14 protein-coding genes are annotated in these 21,820 nt (G+C 64.9%); 10 read left to right on the top strand and 4 right to left on the bottom strand.

Going from position 1 to position 21,820, the window contains the following annotated elements:
• Positions 1–5: 5 nt before the first annotated feature.
• The 6 genes from xerC to IPM18_16705 all read left to right on the top strand — a co-directional run bounded on the left by xerC (position 6) and on the right by IPM18_16705 (position 10,957).
• Positions 6–1,010, top strand: coding sequence for a tyrosine recombinase XerC (xerC, locus tag IPM18_16730; protein ID MBK9121229.1), 1,005 nt, complete (start codon positions 6–8; stop codon positions 1,008–1,010).
• Between the two features lie 246 nt (positions 1,011–1,256).
• Complete coding sequence (locus tag IPM18_16725) at positions 1,257–3,206, top strand: hypothetical protein (protein ID MBK9121228.1); 1,950 nt, start codon at positions 1,257–1,259, stop codon at positions 3,204–3,206.
• 130 nt (positions 3,207–3,336) lie between these two features.
• Complete coding sequence (locus IPM18_16720; GenBank protein MBK9121227.1) at positions 3,337–6,138, top strand: leucine--tRNA ligase; 2,802 nt, start codon at positions 3,337–3,339, stop codon at positions 6,136–6,138.
• A gap of 172 nt (positions 6,139–6,310) precedes the next feature.
• Positions 6,311–7,372, top strand: coding sequence for a type II secretion system protein (locus tag IPM18_16715; protein MBK9121226.1), 1,062 nt, complete (start codon positions 6,311–6,313; stop codon positions 7,370–7,372).
• Positions 7,369–8,139: an HAD family hydrolase gene (locus tag IPM18_16710; protein ID MBK9121225.1), complete on the top strand. Its 771-nt coding sequence runs from the start codon at positions 7,369–7,371 to the stop codon at positions 8,137–8,139. The genes IPM18_16715 and IPM18_16710 overlap by 4 nt, the downstream gene beginning before the upstream one ends.
• A gap of 220 nt (positions 8,140–8,359) precedes the next feature.
• The gene (locus IPM18_16705; GenBank protein ID MBK9121224.1) at positions 8,360–10,957 is read left to right on the top strand and encodes an ankyrin repeat domain-containing protein; all 2,598 of its coding nucleotides are present in this window, start codon (positions 8,360–8,362) and stop codon (positions 10,955–10,957) included.
• Between the two features lie 281 nt (positions 10,958–11,238).
• Here IPM18_16705 and IPM18_16700 read toward each other — a convergent pair whose 3' ends face one another.
• Positions 11,239–13,431, bottom strand: coding sequence for a S41 family peptidase (locus IPM18_16700; protein MBK9121223.1), 2,193 nt, complete (start codon positions 13,429–13,431; stop codon positions 11,239–11,241).
• Positions 13,432–13,683: 252 nt separating this feature from the next.
• On the opposite strand from IPM18_16700, the gene IPM18_16695 reads away from it, so the two are divergent.
• Together IPM18_16695 and IPM18_16690 are read left to right on the top strand one after the other, a co-directional pair.
• Positions 13,684–14,250: a crossover junction endodeoxyribonuclease RuvC gene (locus IPM18_16695; protein MBK9121222.1), complete on the top strand. Its 567-nt coding sequence runs from the start codon at positions 13,684–13,686 to the stop codon at positions 14,248–14,250.
• Positions 14,247–14,873 (top strand): hypothetical protein, encoded by a 627-nt coding sequence (locus IPM18_16690; protein ID MBK9121221.1) that lies wholly within the window; start codon positions 14,247–14,249, stop codon positions 14,871–14,873. Before IPM18_16695 ends, IPM18_16690 begins: the two co-directional genes overlap by 4 nt.
• A gap of 135 nt (positions 14,874–15,008) precedes the next feature.
• Here IPM18_16690 and IPM18_16685 read toward each other — a convergent pair whose 3' ends face one another.
• Both IPM18_16685 and IPM18_16680 read right to left on the bottom strand, forming a co-directional pair.
• Complete coding sequence (locus IPM18_16685) at positions 15,009–16,073, bottom strand: DUF1573 domain-containing protein (protein MBK9121220.1); 1,065 nt, start codon at positions 16,071–16,073, stop codon at positions 15,009–15,011.
• Between the two features lie 152 nt (positions 16,074–16,225).
• The gene (locus IPM18_16680) at positions 16,226–17,317 is read right to left on the bottom strand and encodes a DUF1573 domain-containing protein (protein MBK9121219.1); all 1,092 of its coding nucleotides are present in this window, start codon (positions 17,315–17,317) and stop codon (positions 16,226–16,228) included.
• A gap of 344 nt (positions 17,318–17,661) precedes the next feature.
• On the opposite strand from IPM18_16680, the gene IPM18_16675 reads away from it, so the two are divergent.
• Entirely contained in the window at positions 17,662–19,260 is a 1,599-nt protein-coding gene (locus IPM18_16675) for a hypothetical protein (protein MBK9121218.1), read from the top strand.
• A gap of 7 nt (positions 19,261–19,267) precedes the next feature.
• Here IPM18_16675 and IPM18_16670 read toward each other — a convergent pair whose 3' ends face one another.
• Entirely contained in the window at positions 19,268–20,380 is a 1,113-nt protein-coding gene (locus tag IPM18_16670; protein ID MBK9121217.1) for a DNA topoisomerase IV subunit A, read from the bottom strand.
• A gap of 376 nt (positions 20,381–20,756) precedes the next feature.
• Here IPM18_16670 and IPM18_16665 point away from each other — a divergent pair, with 376 nt between their 5' ends.
• Positions 20,757–21,767, top strand: a complete 1,011-nt coding sequence (locus tag IPM18_16665) for a dihydroorotate dehydrogenase (protein ID MBK9121216.1) — start codon at positions 20,757–20,759, stop codon at positions 21,765–21,767.
• Positions 21,768–21,820 lie beyond the last annotated feature (53 nt).

The following is a 21,820-nucleotide window of genomic DNA, read 5'->3' as shown; positions in this document are numbered from 1 at the left end:
GACGTATGAGCGATCAAGCCAGTCTCGTACAACAGTTCATCAACTACCTACGGGCGGAGCGGCACTTCTCGCCCCACACGGCCAAGTGCTACGCCGCCGACCTCCAGCAGTTCTGCGGGTACCTGTGCCTGCCTGCCAAGGCAGCCGTCGCCGAACCCGGCAACGGCAATGGCAACGGGAACCAGCGCGAGCTCGACATGTCGAAGCTGGCGCCGCCGGCGGAGGCGCTGGGCGAGGATCTGAACCGCAAGCTGCTCGAAGTCCAAACCGACGACGTGCGGGCGTTCATGTCCGAACTGCGCGAACACAATTACTGTCGTAGCACCGTGGCCCGCAAGCTCGCCACGCTGCGCAGCTTCTACAAGTTCCTGGTGCGGCGCGGCTATCTTCAGGCCAACCCGGTCGCCCCCATCCGCACACCCAAGCAGGACAAGCGGCTGCCGAAGTGCCTCGAGATCGACCAGATCGAGAAGCTGCTCGCCAACCCTGACACCACCACGTTGCTCGGGGCCCGCGACCGCGCCATGCTCGAGGTGCTCTACTCCACCGGAATGCGCGTCAGTGAACTGATCGCACTCGACGTCGGTGACGTGGACCTCACCACCAATGTGGTGCGCGTGGCCGGCAAGGGCAAGAAACGCCGCGTCATTCCGCTCGGCCCCGGGGCGGTGCAAACCATCCTGCACTTCCTCGATCTGCGCCGGAACGACGCCCGCAGCGGCGCCTTCGATCAGGACGCGCTGTTCATAAACAAGCACGGCCAGCGCCTCAGTACCCGAAGTGTCCGCCGCAAGCTGGACAAGTACCTGCTCGACGCTGGCCTCGATCTTACCGTCAGTCCTCATACCCTCCGGCACAGCTTCGCCACGCACATGCTGCGGCGCGGAGCCGACCTGCGGAGCGTACAGGAAATGCTCGGCCACCAGAGTCTGAGTACGACCCAGATCTACACGCACCTGAGCGGCCAGACCGTCAAAGAGAACTACGACAAGTCGCACCCGCGCGCCTGAGCCCTGGCGGACGCTGCGGCTCCTCTGACCACACGTCCTCCTCCTGGACCCACCGCCTGCGTCACCTGACGCAGGCGGCCTTGTTTTCGGCCGACCCCGGCCCATGTGCCCCCACGGCCAGGCACTTCGTGCGGACCACGCGCAGCCCGCCTTGTCTTAGGCCCCCTGCGCAGTATGATGGTTGGTTCGCTGGTCAGACGTACCCCCAGGCACGCGGGTGTCTGCAGCCCCCGGGAACCAACCGCGATGAACCTGATCAAAATCCTGCGTAAGAATTCCAAGACGCTGATCCTCGTCTTCATGTCGCTGCTGCTGGTGGCCTTCCTGGTCCCCGAGGCCATTCAATCCGGCTTCGGCGGCGGTCGCGGGCCCAACCCGCTGGTCGGCCGGGTGGGATCGTTCAACACCCGCATCCGTCTCGCGGACCTGCAGGCGGCCAAGTCCGAGGTTGAACTTGCACTACGGATCATGGGCCAACCCGTCCAACTGACCATCGAGATGACCGAGTCGTTCTATCTGCTGCGGGAGGAGGCGCGCCGCGCCGGCATCCGCGTCGGCAAGAACGAAGTCCGCGAAATGCTGGCGGCGATGAACGTGCAGGACGAGGATCTCATGCGGATCCAGGACAGCACGCGGATGCCCTATGACCGTATTTATGAGATTGTCGGCGACTGGCTCGGCGTCGTTCGGTACCAGCAATGGCAGTCGGCGGGCATTCTGACCTCGCTGCCGCGGGAGAAATTTGCCTTCATCCAGCAGCGGCAACAGGCCCGTGCCCGCGTGGCACTGCTCGAGGCCCGTGCTTTCCTCGATGCGGTCCCCGAACCCACCGCGGAGGAACTCACGGCTTTCTTCGAAACGGCCCGTGACCGAGCTACTGCGCACACCAACGACGAACTGGTCTTTGGCTACCGCCTCCCGGATCGCGTGCGCGTCGAAATCGTCACCATCGACCCGGTCGCCATGGAACAGGTCGTGGAGATCCGCGCCGCGCAGGTCCGCGAATTCTTCAACCTCAACCGCCACCGCTACACCAAGCCCGACCCGAATGCCGTCGACGGCGCCCCCACGGCGCGAATCCCGATGGAGCTGGACGAAGCGCGCGAACTGGTTCGCGTGGACTTCCGCCGACAGCGCGCCATCGAGGAATCCCAGCGTGCTATCAACCGCCTGTTTGACGAGGCCTACCGGCCGTGGATCACCACGGAAGTCGGCGACGACGGTTTTCGCAAGGTGCCCGGTGACGTGATCGGCCTACGCGAGCTTGTGGAGAAATACCGGGGAGAACTGCCCCTCACATACCAATTGACCGACCTGCTCGACCGCTCGAAGTTGACCGTCGGTCCCGACCAGATTGGCCTCGCCCGTTATTCCGTCGGCCAGCAGACCGTCGGTTTTGCCGAACTGGCCCTGCGGGTCGCCGGCATCCTTTCCCGCAACCCCGATGACGGCTTACCCGTCTTCGCCGTGCAGGAGCCCGGCCGGGTCGTACGTCTTGCCGCTGGCGATCCTTCGACACCGGGTCAACCGCAACGGCCTTACCAGGCCTACCTCTTCCGTATCGTCGAGGTGGCCCCCAGCGGACCGGCCACCGATTTCGAAGCCATTCGCGCCCAGGTGGCTGAAGACTGGCGCATGCTGCGAGCGTTTGAGCTCGCCAGGGCTCAGGCGGAAGCGCTGGCCGAGCAGGCCGCCGCCATCGGCCTGACCGCCGCCATCGAGGCCGCTGCCGACCTCAAAGCCCAACTCACCTCCGCGGAACAGGTCGCGGCGACCCAGCCGCTTGAGCGGCCGGACGGCACACTGCGCCCACCGGCTCGCTTTGTGGAGGCCTTGGGGCCACATAGCCCGGCCCCCTTCGGCCGACAGGGCTTCCCATTCGTCGCCGGAATCGGAGCCGTGCAGGGGATTGTCACACCCGCCTTTGAATTGGGAACGGCAGCGGCGCCGGATACCGGCCACCGTGTGCGGGCCGTGCCGCTGGCCGTGCAGCAGCGCTGGGCGGTGCTCGAAGTCGAGGAAATCCTGCCGTTGTACACGGGCGAATTCAACCAGTACCTCGCGTCGGGCTTCATTGGCAGTGAATGGGAGCGGATGCAGTTCACGCAGGTGATCGGTAGCCCGCAGTACACCTTCGAGCGGCTCGGATATGTCCGCGTCCAGCCGAACGGCGGCGCGGAAGACGACGCGCGCTGACGCCGCGTCCACCGCACCCGCGAAGGCCGGAATTGTGCTGCCGCGCTGCGCGGGCCGAGGTGCCCGCCCGGCGCGGCGGTTGTGCGCCGGGGCCCCCGGCGTCCTTGGGTCTGCACAGGATGCGCAGCGTATGAGCACGCACCATTACGCCTTTCAAGAAATCGAACCCCGGTGGCAGGCGACCTGGGAAGCCAGGCAGACCTTTCGCGCCGCCAACCCGGGCGAGCCCGGCAGCGAACGGCCGAAGTTCTACGTGCTGGACTTCTTCCCATACCCCTCCGGCGCCGGGCTGCATGTCGGGCACCCGCTCGGCTACATCGCCTCGGACATCATGGCCCGCTTTCTGCGCATGCGCGGCTACAACGTGCTGCACCCGATGGGGTGGGACGCTTTCGGCCTGCCGGCGGAGCAGTACGCGGTCGAAACCGGCGTCCACCCGCGCATCACCACCCGCAAGAACATCGAGACCTACACGCGACAGCTCCGCATGATCGGGCTGGCCTACGACTGGAGCCGGGAGATCGCGACCTGCGACCCGGATTACTACCGCTGGACACAGTGGATTTTCCTTAAGATCTACAACTCCTGGTACGACCCCGAGTGGCGCTGGACCGACCCACACGGCCGCACCGTCTGCGGGGCCGCCCGGCCGATCGATAAACTGCCGATTCCCCCGGACGTCAAGGCACAGGGCGAGGCCGCGATCGCAACCTTCCGCAACGAGCACCGCCTCGCGTTCCTCGCCGAAGTGCCGGTCAACTGGTGCCCGGCCCTCGGTACCGTTCTTGCCAATGAGGAGGTCACGAACGAAGGACGCAGCGAGCGCGGCAATCATCCGGTCTACCGCCGACCGATGAAGCAATGGATGCTGCGTATCACCGAGTACGCGGACCGGCTGCTGACCGACCTGGATCCACTCGACTGGCCCGAGCCCATCAAGCTCATGCAGCGCAATTGGATCGGTCGCAGCCAGGGCGCCTACGTGGACTTCGCGATCGACGGCGCCGGACCGGCCGGCGGCGAGAACATCCGCGTCTTCACGACGCGTCCGGACACGCTCTTCGGCGCCACGTACATGGTGCTGGCACCCGAGCACCGCCTCGTCCCGATCATCACCACGCCGGAACAGCGCGAAGAGGTCAAGACCTACTGTCGCGCTGCCCAGCAGAAATCCGAGCTGGACCGCACGGCTGACAATCGCAAGAAAACCGGCGTGTTCACCGGGGCCTATGCGCTCAACCCGGTGAATCGAGCCCGGCTGCCGATCTGGGTGGCCGACTACGTACTGATCAGCTACGGCACCGGCTCGATCATGGCTGTCCCGGGGCACGACACGCGCGATCTGGAGTTTGCGGAAACCTTTCACCTGCCCGTTGTGCAAGTGGTCCAGCCACTGGGCGCCGAGGACTGGCGCGGCTTCGTCGGGGACGGCACGAACATTAACTCTCCGCCGCAGGATGCAGAAAGCTTCACCGGCCAGTGCACCCTCAACGGCCTGCCGACTCCGGAGGCCAAGGAGCGGATCATTGCCTGGCTCGAGGAACGCGACCTCGGCGAAGGCACAATCCAGTACAAACTGCGCGACTGGCTCTTCTCGCGGCAGCGCTACTGGGGCGAACCCTTTCCGATTCTTTACCGCGACGACGGCCAGCCGTTCGCGGTGCGCGCGGCAGAACTGCCTGTCACGCTCCCCGAGATCGATGATTTCAAGCCCGAGGCGAGTGACGATCCGAATGCCGACCCGCGCACCCCGCTCAGCAAGGCGGAGGACTGGGTACAGGTGCAATACGATGGGGAGACCTGCCGCCGCGAAGTGAATACGATGCCACAGTGGGCTGGTTCCTGCTGGTACTACCTGCGGTTCTGTGACCCGCAGAACGACCAGGCCCTGATTGATCCGCACGTCGAACGCTACTGGCTCGGCAACCGCGGTCCGGATGGTGCGCCACAGTTTGGGGGCGTCGACCTGTACATGGGCGGAGCCGAGCATGCCGTCCTGCACCTGTTGTACGCGCGCTTCTGGCACAAGGTGCTGTACGACCTCGGCATCGTGTCCACCCCCGAACCGTTCCACAAGCTCTTCAACCAGGGCATGATCCAGTCGTACACCTTCCGGGATGCGCGCGGCGTCTGCATTCCGCACGAAGACGTTGAGCACCGCGGAGAGCAGGCCATCCACCGCCAGACGGGCGAGGCGCTCACCGTCACGGTCGAGAAGATGTCGAAGTCGCTGCGGAACGTCGTCAATCCCGACGCGATTATCCGCGAGTACGGCGCCGATACACTGCGGCTCTACGAGATGTACATGGGCCCGCTCGAGAAGGGCAAGCCCTGGAACACCAACGACATCCTGGGAGCGCATCGCTTCCTGCAACGCGTCTGGCGACTGATCGTCCCACAGCCGCCCGACGGTCAGACGCCGACCACGTCACTACCACCGATCCATCCTCACATTACCGCCGAGCGCAATCCCGTGATCGAGCGGCTGCTCCACAAGACGATCCGCAAAGTCACCGACGACATTCCGCGCTTCGCCTACAACACGGCCATTGCGCAGATGATGGTCTTCGTCAACGAGGCGTCGAAGGCGACACAACTCGGGCGCGACCAGGTGGAGCGCTTCCTCCTCCTGCTCGCCCCGTTCGCGCCGCACATCACCGAGGAGTTGTGGGAGCGGCTTGGCCATACTGCGTCCCTCGCGCTGGCGGATTGGCCGAGCTACGACGTCGCACTTACCCGCGACGCCACCGTCGAAATCGCGGTACAGGTACTCGGCAAGGTCCGGGCCCGGATCGAAGTGCCGTCCGAAGCGACCGAAGAGCAATACATCGAGCTGGCGCGGCAGGCACCGCCGGTGGTGCGGGAAATCGGCACGCGGGAGGTACGGCGGGCGATCGTGGTGCCCGGTCGCCTGGTGAACTTTATCGTATAAGACAGCAGGAGTCCGCCCACCTGGAACCGATCCCGATCGATTAGGTGCCCAATAAGGCCCCTTCGAAGCTGAATCGGTTCAGGCCGGGAAACGCATGGTTTCGGTTCGCGCTTGCATCCTGCCCCCCCGCGAGCTATCCTTTGTATGAGGGCGGCTCGTCGCACAGACGCCCATGGCAGGGAATGGTAGCTGCCCTCAAGTTCGGATCGCGTGCGCGTCGATCCATTTCTTGTGTAACCCTCGGGTATCGCGAAACTTGCGTCTGGAGCGCAATCGCGGTGTCCGGTGCAGAACTGCGATCATGAAGATCCGGCGGTCCTGCTTACGGCATTCCTCGTTGCGCGTGTTGACGGCACGTGGGTTCTCCCTGCCGGAACTGCTCGTCACGCTCGGCATCATCGCTCTGCTCATCGCGATCATGCTCCCCCCGTTGCAACTCGCTCACCGCCAGGCCCGCGCCACCCAGTGCGCTGCCCAGTTGCAGCAGCTCGGCCTCGCTCTCGAGGCCTGCCGCATGGAGTACAAGTATTACCCCATCTGGGATGACGGTGCCCAACCCATCCGCTTCACCTGGATCGACGTCCTCGTGCAGCGGAATCTGATCCCCGACAAGCGTCTTGGCTATTGCCCTGACGACCCCGGCCCCAGCCCGCTCAACGCCGCCCGGGGGCAGCACTTTCGCCTGATTTACCCTGGTCACAGCCGGGTTCCCGGAATCGACTACAGCTACGGCATCGCAGTACCACTGGCCAGCGGCGCATGGAACTGGTCACCGGGCGGGGATGTTGTGGCGACCGTGCCGCGGCGGCTCGAAAACCACGAGAAGTTGACCGCCAGCCGTGTGCTCGCCGGAGATGCCAACTGGAGTGCGATCTACAACCTCAGTGGCTCCAGCCCGCGCTCGACTGACTGGAGTTTTCCGACCCAGTACGACAACACCGTGGAGTGGCGCCATGCCGGGAACCGCGCGAATCTGCTGATGCAGGACGGACACGTCTCGCAGCTTGCCAACCGCAACGAATCCGGCCTGGAACTCAACACACAACAGCACTTTGTCTGGCATCAGGGCGAATCCCTCTACGTCGGCCCCTGGGATCGCTATGGTCGCAACTTCTACCCCAATGCCCCACCGGTCAATCTGGTGACGGGCGAAACGCGCGGCGCCTTTCCGGCCGAAGTCGTGCCGGGCTACTACACCTACAACCAACTCTGGACGCGGATCCACCACAAGTGAACCGCCCACTGCCCCCGACCGCACCGCTGCATGCGCTCGACGGCTTATTTGTGGATATGTATGGGACGCTGGCGGCCGGTGATCGCGCGGCCGTCGAGGCCGTTTGTGCGCGCGTCGTAGCTGACACCGACCTGCCGCTGACGCCGCAGGATCTCGCGATCCGCTGGGGAAACCGTTTCTTCGCCGCGATGGAGCGCGCTCAGGGACCGGAATTCTGCACGCTCTTCACACTGGAAGCACGGACGCTGTCCGAAACGCTCGCGGAACTGGGATGTTCACGCGCGCCGGAACCCTATGTGGATGCACTGCGCACGTATTGGCGCGCGCCACCCTTCCAGCCCGAGCTGGAGGCCTTCCTCGCTGATCTGCCGCTGCCGATCTGCATGGTTTCCAACGCCGACCATGACGACCTCCTCGCCGCCCTAGCAGCGGGTGGCATCCGTGCAGTCGGAGTCGTGACCTCCGAATCTGCACGGACCTACAAACCTGACCCGGCCATCTTTGAAGCGGCGCTCGCCGAGACCGGCTGGCGCCGCGAGCGCGTCCTGCATGTCGGTGATTCCCTCCACAGCGACATTGCCGGTGCGCGGCGCGCGGGTCTGCGCAGTGTCTGGATTCACCGCACTGGCCGCATCCACGATATCGGCACCGCGGAACCCGATTGGACGTTTTCCGATTTGCTGGCCCTGCGGCACTGGCTCATCACACCCGAATCTACGGACCGCGATGAAGACCGTGGCGAACGGGCGTGCGCGGCCGCGGAGTGACAGTGGACTTCACCACGATTCAGGCACAAGAATCAACAGACGCGCCGCACTGGCCCCTTTGCTACATACGTTCGGAAACACCGTGATTCTCGGACTTTGCGGACTGGGATTGTAGCAGTGCGGAAAGAACGTTACCGTGCAGATTGCAGCGTATCCCATGGCCGCGCGTGCCCATTACGAGGTACGACGACGGCCGCCGACATACCCAACGAGGAACCACATGCGCACGCTCTGGTGTGCCGCCGCCGCGCTGATGCTGGGGGGGAACACTCTGTTGTGGGCCCAGGTCCCGCTGCCCCCGATTCACCAGGCCGCCCGTGACCGCGATGGCGAGCGCGTCGCCACACTGCTCGCCGACCATCCGGAATGGCTTGAGCTGCGTACCGCTGACGGGGAAACACCGCTGCATTTTGCCGCGGCCGGGCACGATGCCGGCACCCTGCGAGTACTGCTCGAGCACGGGGCCGACAGCAGGGCGCGCGATGCGCTGGGTCGCACCGCTTTGCACTACGCCGCCACCGCCTGGGACCCGGAAGTGCTTCAGCTTCTACTCGCGGCCGGCGCGGAGGTGAACGCCGCCGACGACACCGGTGAGACGCCACTCCACTTCGCCGCCCGGCGCCTCAACGATGCCAGCATGCAGCTCCTGTTGGCGGCCGGCGCCGCCGTGAACACCCGCGCCGCGGGTGGCCGGACTCCCTTGCATGTGCTGGGTCTGTCGGATCGCTGCCATGACCGGGTGGATGCGCTGTACCTGCCGTTGGCACACATGCTCATTCGGGCCGGCGCCGACCCGAACCTGGTAGACGACGACGGACAGCGCGCGCTCACACCTCCGTGGGAGGTCGAAGGCGATCGCAGTTCATACCGCACCTACCCCCAGATCACGCAACTGATGCAACAGTGGGCGACCACCTACCCGGCCATCGCGCGTGTCGTGAACCTCGGCAACAGCGTGCAGGGCCGCGCAATCTGGGCCCTGAATATCAGCGACAACGTCGGCGTGGCAGAGGACGAGCCCCGCTTCAAGTACGTCTCGACGATGCATGGCGACGAGTGGACCGGCAACGAGATGTGCCTGTACCTCATCGAGCACCTCCTTTCCAACTACGGCGCCGATCCGCGGATCACGAACCTGATCAACGAGATCGACATCTGGATCGTGCCGGTCATGAATCCTGACGGCTACGTCAACACCACGCGTACCAACTCCCAGGGCATCGACCTCAACCGCAATTTCCCCGAGGGCTTCAACGGTGAGCCCAACACCACCGCCGGCCGAGCCGTCGAGACCGGGGTGATCATGAACTGGACCATGGCCTACCCCACCACGCTTTCCGCCAACCTGCATACAGGCGCGCTGGTGGTCAATTATCCCTACGACAATGACGGAAAGGGCTCGGTTTACTCTGCCAGTCCCGACGATGACGTATTCATCTACCTGTCTGAGGAGTACGCCCGGAACAATCCGCCGATGTGGGCGAGCTCCTCCTTCTTCCACGGCATCACCAACGGTGCCGCGTGGTACTCCATCACCGGTGGTATGCAGGATTGGCACTACCGCTACCTGGGCGGCTTTGAAGTGACCATCGAACTCAGCAGCGTGAAGCGCCCCACGGCCTCTCTGCTGCCGCAGTACTGGCTTGAGAACCGCGAGTCAATGCTCCGCTACATGGAACTGTGTCTCATCGGAGTGCGCGGCATCGTGACCGCGGCGAACACGGGCGCACCGCTCGCAGCGACCATCGCGGTGGTCGGCCGCAACCGCCCGGTCTTCACGGATCCGGTGGTTGGTAACTACCACCGCCTGCTACTGCCCGGGCAGTACACCCTGCGCTTCAGTGCCCCGGGTTACGACACGCTGTTTCTGCCCGTGACCGTGGATGCCGGTCCGGCCAAACGCCTTGACGTAGCGCTGGCGCCCGAGCCGGCGTTCAGTGCGCCCTTGGCGGGCGACGAATTGCCCGTGGATCGTCCCACCCAGATTGCCTGGACTGGCAATTCGGCCGCCGCGTTCGAATTGCAGCATTCGACTAACTATGGCGACATGCAGGCCATGACGGACGGCTTCGAAGGAACCACGCTCGATCCGGCCTACACGACCGGCGGTAACCTGCCCTGGACAATCGTCACCGGCAACTATTACGCCGGTACCCAATCGGCGCGCGCCGGAGCAATCACGCATAACCAGGTCTCCTGGATGCAACGCACCGTCGGCGCCGGCGCGCTGAGCTTTCGCTACCGCGTCAGCTCCGAGTCGAACTACGACTACTTCAACTTCTACATCAACAGCCAGCGGTTGGTGCGTGTCTCGGGGAATGGCAGTTGGCAGCTTTTCCAGACGGTTCTACCGCCGGGTAACCACCTCTTGCGATGGGAGTACACCAAGGACGTCTCCGTCTCCTCTTACAGCGACACCGTCTTCATCGATGAGTTGTCCCTGATCAACGATTCAACGATCTGGAGCCCGCTGGCCGGCCCCACGGAGATCGGCGCGGACAACTGGACATGGACCCCGACAGAATTGAGCGATGCGAACCGCCTCCGTATCCGCTCCGTGACCCCCAGCGGCACCGGCGCCTGGGTGGAGAGCGGCACCTTCGCCGTCGTCGCAGCCCCGTATGCTGCCGGTGACATGAACTGCGATGGCGCGGTGAACTTCGGCGACATCAGTCTTTTCATCGCAGCCCTCAAGGCCGGTTCTCCGGATGGCTGGCCCCATGACTGCCCGTGGAGCCAGGCCGACTGCAACGGTGACGGGGCGGTGAATTTCGGCGACATCGGAGCGTTCATTGCTGCGGTGAAAGGAACACCGTAAGCGGTCAGAGTCACCTGCCCCGCAGTCAGCGCAGCACGGCCAGCCCGCTGCACAGAAAAAATCCCCGGCTTGAACCGGGGCGTAGCGAACCGCACCACGGGCTGCCCGGCGGATCCTGTTGCGATTCCATCGCGCGCGGTTTCACATCTCAGTCAAGACGCACTTGAAGCTATCCCAATACCCGTCTCGGCGAGAGCTTGAGAATCGAGAACGGCGTTCTTGCCGAGGACTCTGACCCTCCCCCAACCCCTCCCGGGAAGGGAGGGGAGCGTGGGGATACCCTACTTCTTCTCCTGGCGTGCCGACGCCAATTGCTGCGGCCACGGCAGGTCACCAGCAAGCTTAACGCGGATCAGCAGGAGGGCTTCTTCCAACTGCGGATCTACGTCCGGCGCCTCGAACGGATCGGCTTCCAGCAATTTGAGATCATCCTCGGTGAGGAAAGGACGGTCGGCGGCCTGCTCCTCGCTATCCTTTTCGCTTGTGAGCAGTGCGGCCCGCTCCTCGCTCGAAAGCCGTTCACCCTTCCCGAGATCCGCCTCGTTGTGGATAATGAACGCCAGCCGCTCACGCTCCAGCACGCGCCGTTGCTCTTTCGGAGTCAGCTTCCGCTCGTAGTCCGGCCGGACCCCCCACTCGGCCTCACCTTCCGCCTTGTGCGGCGTGCGGCCACTCGGCAGGTAATAAAGTGCTGTCGTCAGCTTCAGCCGTGCGTCCGTGAGAGACGGAGCGGCGCGGCTGGTCAGCGGTCGCAGGTGCTGTACGCTCCCCTTGCCGAACGTCCGATCCCCGAGCACCAGCGCCCGGTGATGGTCTTGCAGCGCACCCGCCAGAATCTCTGACGCACTGGCACTGTGTTCGTTCACGAGCACGACGATCGGCAGTTCACGATACGGAGCGCTGCCCGAGGCCCGCTTGCGGTCATCCGCACTAAGCCGGCCACGGGTTACGACGACGTCACCCTCCGCGAGGAAGTTGTCCACCACGTCGATGGCGACATCCAACAGCCCGCCCGGGTTGTACCGCAGGTCGAGGACCAGCCCGCGCATCCCCTGTTCTTGGGCCGCCCGCAGGGCCCGCGTCAACTCACCCGCCGACTCCTGGAGGAATTGTGTCAGCCGGATATACGCAATGCCCGAATCGGGATCGAGGATATAGTTCCAGGCGGTCGCATCGCCCGGGCTGCGCTCAATGCCGCGGACCGTCGTCAGCAGAATCCGTCGCCGCACGAGATTGAACCGCAGCACATCATCCGTACGCGGGCGATGCACCGTCAGCGCAACTTCCGTGCCGGCCGGACCCATGATGTTCTCGACCGCGTCATCCGTCGTCCAGTTGCGAGTATCCTTGCCGTCCACCGCGATGATCAGGTCGTCGGGCTGCAAGCCCGCTTCGAGCGCGGGCGACCCCTCGAGCGGCGTCACAACCTTCAACCGACCGGTGAGTTCCTCAATCCCGAGTTGGATTCCCACGCCCTGGAACTCGCCCATGTACTTGCCGAAATCCTCGGCGTCGGCAGGCCAGATCACACTCGTGTAGTCGTCCAGCGCGCCCACGACGCCGTTCAGGAACTCGACCACGACCAACTGGTCGGGGAGCTCGATCGTCCCGCGATTGAGCTTCTGCACATCGTTGTAAAGTGCCCAGAGATCCTGGTGCGTGAACTTGCTCGCCTCCTCGACCCGCGCCGCCAGCCGCGCCAGCTCACCCTGGAAGCTGTTGCGCAACTGCACATTGGCCAGTCCGTCGAGATACGTCGCCAGTTTGTCCACTTCGGAAACCGTCCGTAAATTCCGCAGTGCGCTGCGCGCCAGATCACGGAAGTCCGGCGTGCGGTAGTAAAGCCGATCGATCATTTCGATCGCCCGCCGCAACTGGTCGGCACGCACATCCTTCAGCCGCGCATCCAGCGCCTTGCGATCTTCGTAGACCGCCTCAATTCGCACGAAGCGCCCGATTTCGTCGCGTCGATCCTTGATCTCGGCGTCCTCTGGGTGCAGCCGCGAGAGCAGCATGTAGAAGCTCAGAGCCCGCGTGCGCTGCTGCTCGGCAAAGGCCTCCGCCGCGGCCGCCCGGGCTGCCTTGGTCAATTCCTGGATCGTGGGATGCGCGGCCATTGCGGCCATATCTTCCGCGTAGGGCACCGCCTGGGCCGCAAAGCTCAGCGCGAGCGTGACCCGGCCAGCGGCCAGGGCCTGCTGTGCCTGCTCGAGGTTCCACTGGTATGTAGCAGCTTTCAGCTCCGAGCGCTTGGAAGCGACGCGTTCGTACGCCGCAAGCCACCCCCGGATGCGCTGGGCTTCGGCCGGTGCCTCGGCCCCCAGGGCCTGCTCGACGATGTTCCGGCCGGCGGTGTAGTCCCCCTTCAGGATCGCCGCATAGGCCGTGGCGAGGTCGCTGCTGGTGGCCGCCCAGGTCACGGCGGGCAGCAGCACCAGCGCCACAAGGCCGGCACGCGCGTAACGTGCGAGCATAAAACCACTTCCTTTCATGGCAGTCGCCCGAACTCCGCCGCACCCAGGGCCGACCGCGTTAGCTCTCGCGAATTATATGACGGTGTTCAGAAACCGCCCATGCCATGATCCTACATCGGTCAAACAAGCCCCCGGCAGCCCTACGGACATTTTCCACGAGTTTCGACAGGTCCGAATTACGGGCGTGCGGAGCGTGAGGTCGCGCACCGTGGTGATCGCGGACAGTTTACCGGAGCCGCGCGCGCGGGCATGATGTACACACCTATGCCCAAAAGTTCGCGACCCCAACAACCTGTATTCTCCGCCGGGCCAGTCCTCGGTGTCGATCCGGGACTGCTGCGCACCGGTTATGCCGTCTTATCGGACGGCAGCAACCGTCGCGATGTGCATCTGTGTGAAGCCGGCGTAGTGCGTCTGCCACGGGGCGGAACGCTCGCGGAACGCCTCGTTGAGCTCGAAAACGGCCTCGCAACACTGATCGACACACACCGTCCGGTGCTGCTGGTCTGTGAGGAACTATACGCCCATTACCGGCACCCACGCACCGCAATCCTCATGGCACATGCCCGCGGAGTCATCCTGGCGCTCGCTGTGCGAAGGGGCATGACCGTTCTCTCGGTCGCCGCTACGCAGGTGAAGAAACTGCTGACGGGTAGCGGACGCGCCGACAAAGCCCAGATGCAGCGCGCCGTCGCCATGACACTCGGCCTGCCACACCTGCCTCAACCGCATGATGTCGCCGACGCTATCGCCATCGCCCTGTGTGGCCTGCGTGAACGAGCCACCGGCACCACGGCACCCCGGAGGGCCCAGGCGTGATCGCACGTCTACATGGCACCCTGCTCGCGGTGCATGAGGAGAGCGTCGAGCTGGATGTGCAGGGGGTCGTGTTCGAACTCATGGTGTCCTCCGGCACTGCCCGAACGCTCGAAGCCCGTTTGGGCGAGGAACTGTGGCTTTGCACCCAACAGTATTTCGAGGGGAATCCAGCCGGAGCCCACCTGATCCCACGGCTCATCGGTTTCCTCGATCCGCACGACCGCGCGTTCTTCCGGCTCTTCACCCGGGTCAAAGGCATCAGCTATCGCCGCGGCCTGCGGGCCATGACACTGCCGGTGGCGGAACTCGCAGCGGCGATTGAGAGCGGCAACGTCGCCCTCCTGATGAAGCTGCCGGAGATCGGCAAGAAGACGGCCACCCAGCTTGTGACCGAACTGCGCGGTCAATTGAACGAGTTTCTGAACGCCCCGATGACCACCCCGACTCCGCCGCGCGCCATGACGCGACCGGAGCAGGTCGCGGCCGACATTCTCGTTTCATGGGGGGATCGGCGCGCCGAGGCGGAGCACTGGGTCGCGGCCGCGGTCGAGGCGGATGCAAACCTCACGGAGCCGGATGCGATCGTGCGGGCGGCCTATCGCCTGCGCGCGGCACGGCGTTGAAGCGCGCCGACCGTGCTCTGTGGAATGGATAGCCACTGCGCGGTCGTACGTACCTGTGTCACTCCGGGAACAACACGGTCGCCCACGCCGCGACGTCCTTGTCCGGAATGCAACCTGTACGGTCACCCCGCGCCGTTAGCCGCCCGTCGCCGGCTGGGCCGCGGTTGGCGCCACCGTCGGGGGCTGTAAAAGCTCGATCGGCACACGAATCATGCGAAACTGCTCATCGCGCGCGGTGGTCTCGATCACGATCTCCACCGCACCTTCACGCGGCAACTGGTCCGCCGGTGGAATCGTCACCACGATTCGATGCTCGATGAACTTCTGCTGCGGCCGCCGCTCGCGCTCCGGCAACTGTTCCAACTCGAAGTTTGCCGCCGTGGCCGAAACCTTCGTAATCTCCAGCGGGTAGTCCTCGGAGTGCTGCACCGCGATCATGCGCTTTGTTTCACGCAGCATCGAACGCGGCACCAGAATCTTCTCCGGGATGAGGCGGACGGGCGGCCGAACAAAACCGAACACAGCGAACTGCAGCTCGGGCATCACGTCCAGCCCGGTACGCAACCGGACCCGGAGATCATGCGACCCGAGTGGTATCGGCGGACGCGTCCGCACGACCAGCCGAAACTTGCGGCCGGCCTCCAGCTCGTCAACCCGTACCTCGAAAGGACCGAAATCCTGGTTCGGGATGAGTTCCGGCCGCATCGGGCTGGTGTAGAAGTTCTCGAACTCGATGAAGTTCTCGCGCTGCTCGTCGGTGAGCAGCTCCCCATAGATCAAGTCGCGGGGCTGGGCGGCATAGACCTGCTGTACCTGGCCCCGGACCTGGATGCGCACCGCAGCGGCTGCCGGATCGTTCGACTTCAGCGTCACGATATGGTTGGCAGCCCCTGGCCGATTGTACGTCTGGTACTCGATCTCCATTTTGGTTTCGGCCCCCGGGGCGAGCGGGCTCTCGGGCTTGCTCGGTACAGTGCAGCCGCAGGAACTCTCCACATCCAGGGTTAGCGGGGCCGTGCCGACATTGCGAATGGTGAAGGCGCGCAGCACCTTCTCCCCCTGCCACACGGTCCCGAAATCGAACTCGCGGCTGTCAATCTCGAACCGCGGCGCCCCACCCGCGGGCTGCGCGAACGCGGGACCCACCCCGACCAGCACGCATGCGGCGACCAAGCTGCCGCGCCATCCTGTGAACTTCATGCTCAACCTTTCTCGGGGACGATTCCGCAGCCGGCCCCGCTCCACATGCCAACCCACACCAGCCGTCGATACGCATTCACACCGCCGCCGGAAGAATGGAACCCGGTGCGGCGCTGGATGGTCACCGCGCGGCTCGAACACACCATGTTGCATTACCGCGCCGGAACCATCGGCCCGGCTGGCTCACCGTAAACGATTTTCTCCCAAACCCCCCGCTCACGCGTCACAATGAAATCGACTCGCGGCATGGCCGGATCGTTGGTTTCAAACGTCAGCGTCACGCCCTCGGCGGGCAGGTCCGCGAACCCTGGCAGACTGAGCTGGGTCTGCACCATCCGCATGATCTTCGGCGTCAACTGCGCCATCCCACCGGTCGGCGGTTGCGTCGAAAGGACGCGCACCGTCACCAGCGGCGACGAAGACGTCGTCTTCGTAATCGCGAAGTCCTCGCGTGTTCCATAGTAATGCAAGCTGACCATCCGCGTCGTCGGCTGCGCCGAGATCCGCTCGTCCAGCATGATCGCTGGCGGGCTCGCGTACACCAGCGGCAGCGCCTCGACCCGCACCGGCAGATCGAAGCTGGGCTCCCGCGTCAAACCAGTGGAAAACCGCAGACTCCCGCGCCGCGACTCCCCCGGCCGCAACGGTTCGCGCGTCCGGCCCACCAGTTGCACCGAGACGCCCGGCACGACTGGCTGCACCTGCACATCCAGCCAAGGGGCGCTCGTGGCCGTCAATTGCATTTGCAGCGGTTGCTCCGTGAGGTTCTCCAGCAGCACGACCCCCATCTGCCCTGGTCGCCCATCCAGCGTCCGAATCACAAGCCCGCCGAGCGGCTCCCGGCGAATTGCCCGCTTCACGTTGCCGGCAATCGCCAGCGTCACACTCGGCCGCTGCGGATCGTCCGTCTCAAAGATCACGCTGGAGGTCACACGATCCTGCTTACCGGCCGTGTCGAAACGTACCGGCACTTCCATGTACTCGCCCGGCGCGAGGACCTTCTTCGCCGGTTGCACTACGGTGCAGCCACACGTCGATCGGACGTTCGCGATGTTCAGCGGCGCGTCCCCCGTGTTGCTGACCCGGAGCGCCAACGTGACGCTCTCCGGATGCCAGACGTCACCGAAGTCCCAGCGCTCCTGCGAGAGTGTGAGACGTGGCTGCGCGAAGCCGATTGCCACACCCCAACCCCCGAGGAGGACGAGCACCGCTGCAATGTTGCCGGCGCCGCGCGAAGTGATCACTGTATTCTCCCGCACCAGCCGCCCCTGCCACGCTCCAGTTCGGCCACTCCAAAATACGCTTTCCACTCGTTCCGGCCCTCCCACAATCTGTAATCCTAGCGCGCCGGACCGCCCCCGTGCAACCGCGGGGGATGGCAGCGTAACGCCGGACACAGCTCGAGTGCTTCACGACCGGGCACCGCGCGAAGCAAGTTACCGGTCCAAGTCACCCACCCGGCCGCCTTGGCCGAACACATCTGCCCGCGTTCGCACTTTCGCGGTGACTTCAGACCGCTGACTTGCTACACTCCCGAGAGCAGCAGCGGGGGCTCTTCACCTGCGCTCGGAGGTCGGTGAACACACGCATGACACCTGCCACACGCAAATCGCCCCCGCGCCGCGAACACCCTCTGCGACGTGGTTGCTTGCTGTTCGCCTTGCTGCTGATCTGCCCGGTGGCACTGGCGCAGCTCCGCATCGCGACATGGAACATCACCAACTACAACGGCGGCCGCATCGACGACATTCAGACCGCGGTTTACGGCTCGTTCGAGGGCCGGGTTTTCGCGCCGGATGTAATCATCGGTCAGGAGTTCATGAACGCGGTCGCGGTCGTGACATTCACGACCGCGCTCAATACCGCGCCCGGCAGCCCCGGCGACTGGGTCGGTGTGTATGCTGCCGGCGGCGACACCGGCCGCGCGCTGTTTTACCGGACCGGCCGCGTCACGTTGCTGAGCACCACGACCGTTTCGCAGCCGGGTTCTTCGCCCAACCCGCCCAGGAGCACGCCGCGGTTCGACCTGCGTCCGGTCGGCTATCTCACGCCCAGCGCCATCCTCGCGTGTTACGGCACACACATGAAGGCCGGCACTTCGAGCGATGATCAGCTCCGGCGCCTGACCGAGGCGGAGCGCATCCGGGCTGATGCGTTGGCCCTGCCCGCCGCCTGGCAGTTCCTGGTCGCGGGAGATTTCAACATGCGATCGTCGACCGAGGCCGCCTATGGCGCACTCGTCGGTGGCGCGCTGGATGGTCCCTTCTTCGATCCGATCAGCTCGCCCGGCACATGGTACCGGGCCGCCACCTATCGCTTCATCCATACGCAGGATCCGAGCGGCGCTGGCGGCATGGACGACCGCTTTGACCAGATCCTGCTCGGCGCCGGGCTGCTCGATGGGGTCGGCTTCGAGTACCTCGGTGATGCGTCGGTACCCTATAGCACCACAACGTGGCATGACCCGTACCACTCCTACCGCGCCTGGGGAAATGATGGCACCAGCTTCAACATGGCTCTGACGGTCACCGGCAACGCGATGGTCGGCAGTGCCATTGCCCAGGCCCTGCGCAATGTCGCCACGACGGCCGGCGGTCATTTGCCGGTGTATCTCGACCTCTGCCTGCCCGCCAAGGTGGGCTTCACCCCACTCGTTGACTTCGGCACCGTGGTCCAGGGCACGACGGCTACCGCGCTGTTCGAGGTTTGGAATGCCGGCCATGTCGCGCTTTGGACCGCAGCCGGCATCGCGCCGCTCGAGTATGTGCTCGTACCGCCCACCGGATTCGCGGTGGCAAGCGGGCCGTTTGTCGCGGCGCCCGGCGCACCCGCCAACAGCCATACGATTGTGCTCGACACGGGCACCCCGGGTGAGAAACTCGCCGTGCTCACCATTCTGGCAACCGGCGCGGATGAGCCGTCGCGGCTGGCCCTGCTGCGTGCCACGGTGGTGGCGGCCCCGCCGCTCTGCCGGGGTGACCTCAACTGTGACGGCGTGGTCGACTTCGGCGATATCGCGCTGTTCATTGCCGCCATCAAGACGTCGGCGGATGACTGGGTCACCGATCCGGCCGCAGGCGTGTGCCCCTACGAAGCCGGCGACTTCACCGGCGACGGTTCTGTGAACTTCGCGGATATCTCGGGCTTCATCGCGGCGCTCAAGGCCGGCACACCCTGTCCGAACTGACTACCCCTTAATCCAGCCACTTCTTCTCCCGCAGCTTCCTCGGCAGGTACTCCTCCGTGATGAAGCTGAAATTCTTGATCGACAGCGCCTCCAGCTCCAGCTTCACGCCCAGCGCCTCCATGTGCTTGATCTCGCGCTGCCACTCCTTCTTCTGGAACCACGGGTACTCGCGGATCTCCCGCGCCCGCCGCACGTCTTCATCCGTCAGCGGCATCGGTACGTGTGCCGGAATGTCGAAAGCGGCCGCATCGAAGCTGCTCATGCCGATGAACCGTGCGGCGGGCACGGCCATCCGCTGGCTCTCGAAGGCGAGGTTGATCGAGCCCTGCTTCAACACACTGTAGATATAGTACCCCCAGGGGTCGTTATCGACGAGCACATACACCGGCAGTTGCAGTTCGTTGTGCATCCGGTACACCAGCCGGCGGACGCCACGCGGCGGCTGACCACCGCCATGCAGAATCACGCACCGCTCCCGCTCCCAGAAGCGGTCCTTGTTGAACCGCTGCCAGACCGCACCTTTCTCGATCAGCAGCACAAACTCCGCCCTCGATCGCACGAACTGGATGACGTCCGCCTCCACGATGCTTGGCACCGCCCAGCCACCCGAGCCCATCGCCGTGAGGTCGATCGTGTCACCGTTGTCCACGATCGTCAGCGGGCCGACCATCGCCCCCTTCGTCTCCGCGTGCAATCCCAGTTCTTCGCGCAGGGCACTCACCGTAACCTCGAGATCCTCAATCACCGGGTCCGACTCAGATTGATCGTCGAAGATCAGCTCTTTGCCCGCCTTGCCGTCGGCCGTGCGGATCGGCACCTTCAGGTTGTAGAACAGGTCACGCAGACTGGTTGAGTCGTCCGCGTCGATCAACCGTTTGCAAACTTCCGCGACTCGCAGCGTCTGCATGAATTTCTTGGCTTGGCTGCCCTCGCCCTTCCGCCGGCCAAGCAGACTAAAGAAGAACCGCCGCTGCTTGCCATCGAGCAGCTCGATGATGCGCTTCTTCTCATTGAAGCGCACGTTGCTCAGTGTGCGCGAAGGGATATCAAGGAAGGGGTCTGTCCGCTTCCGTACCGTCTTCACGACCCCCTCCGCAAGCCCGATGATCCGCTTGCCCACGGCGGCGCGCTCGGCCGCCCGCGCCCCCCGGGCCGGCCGCGGAGTACTCACCGTCTGTGCCGCAGGGCGTGTTTTCTTCTTCGCCACCGGGAATCCTTTTCTGCGAACGGGCTGCCTCTAGGTCCACCGCCGTCCGGCGGCACCGTGTCATGGGTGCCAAGATACCCCGGTTCTCACGGGGCGTAAAAGGGACGCACCGCGCGTCGTCGGCGGTGACGGCCGTCGTGCCAGCGGTACACGAGTCCACCGATCGGTGCTGCTTGCACCGGCGCGAAGGCCCCCCTCAGAACGCTAGCCAATCTGCGGCAAGGACTCCTGCGCCCCCACCACCCGGACCGCTGTTGACACGCTCTGCCCCCCGCCCGATGCTGCGCGCATGGCAGGCGCAGTCGAAAAATCCACCGAATTCGTCGGAGCAAACTCCGCGAGGACCCCTTCTGTCGCCGGTGCGGCCGACGACCCGCGGCTCGCAACCGAGTTCGCCGGACTTGCGCTGCGCAATCCGGTGCTCACCGCCTCGGGCACCTGTGGCTACGGACCCGAGTATGCGCACCTGCTCGACTACCACCAGCTCGGCGGCTTCACCACCAAGAGCGTCACCCGGCACGAACGATCCGGGAACGAGCCACAGCGTATCGTCGAGGTACGGGCGGGCCTTCTGAACGCGATCGGGCTCGCCAACGTCGGCCTGGAGCGCTTCCTCGCCGAGAAGCTGCCCTTCATCGCGCAGATGCCGACGACCGTCCTGGTGAATGTTGCCGGGTATGCGATCGATGACTATGTCGCGGTGGCGGCGGCTCTCGATCCGCACCCGGCGATTGCCGGCATCGAATTGAATGTGTCCTGCCCGAACGTGGCGGCCGGGCTGATGTTCGGCACCGACCCGCGATTGCTGCGCGAGGTGACGGCCGCGACCCGCGCCGTGCTGAAACGCGCGAAATTGATAGTCAAGCTGTCTCCCAACGTGACGGACATCGTGCCATTGGCACGCGCCGCGATCGAGGGCGGTGCGGACGGGCTGAGTCTGATCAACACCTACGTGGGCCTGAGCATCGACGCGCAACAGTGGACACCGCGGCTGGCCAACGTCACGGGGGGGCTGAGCGGTCCGGCCATTAAGCCGTTGGCACTCTTCAACATTCACCGGGTGTACCGCGAGGTCGCCCGCAGCGCCGGGGTGCCGATCCTGGGCATGGGTGGCATCCAGACAGCCCTGGACGCAGTTGAGTTCCTCCTCGCCGGTGCTTCGGCCGTGGCGGTGGGCACGGCGCTGTTCGTCGATCCGGCGACGCCGCAAAAAATCGCCGCCGGGATCTCGACATACCTCGCCCAGCGCGACCTGCCCCATGTCACGGCACTGGTCGGGCAATTGCGCCTGCCCGCTTGAGACCGCGCACCGCGACCTCCGAGCGGTAGAATGTCGGTGTTCAGGAGATTCCG

It is taken from the genome of Phycisphaerales bacterium (assembly GCA_016716475.1).
GTDB lineage: Bacteria > Planctomycetota > Phycisphaerae > UBA1845 > Fen-1342 > JADJWG01.
The sequence above is the reverse complement of the archived record's forward strand: the minus strand, read 5'-3'. Positions and strand labels throughout refer to the sequence as shown.

Excerpts from the sequence above, each read along its gene's own strand:
- xerC (MBK9121229.1), top strand. The coding sequence starts at position 6 with ATGAGCGATCAAGCCAGTCTCGTACAACAGTTCATCAACTACCTACGG.
- IPM18_16725 (MBK9121228.1), top strand. The coding sequence starts at position 1,257 with ATGAACCTGATCAAAATCCTGCGTAAGAATTCCAAGACGCTGATCCTC.
- IPM18_16720 (MBK9121227.1), top strand. The coding sequence starts at position 3,337 with ATGAGCACGCACCATTACGCCTTTCAAGAAATCGAACCCCGGTGGCAG.
- IPM18_16715 (MBK9121226.1), top strand. The coding sequence starts at position 6,311 with ATGGCAGGGAATGGTAGCTGCCCTCAAGTTCGGATCGCGTGCGCGTCG.
- IPM18_16705 (MBK9121224.1), top strand. The coding sequence starts at position 8,360 with ATGCGCACGCTCTGGTGTGCCGCCGCCGCGCTGATGCTGGGGGGGAAC.
- IPM18_16700 (MBK9121223.1), bottom strand. The coding sequence starts at position 13,431 with ATGCTCGCACGTTACGCGCGTGCCGGCCTTGTGGCGCTGGTGCTGCTG.
- IPM18_16695 (MBK9121222.1), top strand. The coding sequence starts at position 13,684 with ATGTACACACCTATGCCCAAAAGTTCGCGACCCCAACAACCTGTATTC.
- IPM18_16685 (MBK9121220.1), bottom strand. The coding sequence starts at position 16,073 with ATGAAGTTCACAGGATGGCGCGGCAGCTTGGTCGCCGCATGCGTGCTG.
- IPM18_16675 (MBK9121218.1), top strand. The coding sequence starts at position 17,662 with ATGACACCTGCCACACGCAAATCGCCCCCGCGCCGCGAACACCCTCTG.
- IPM18_16665 (MBK9121216.1), top strand. The coding sequence starts at position 20,757 with ATGGCAGGCGCAGTCGAAAAATCCACCGAATTCGTCGGAGCAAACTCC.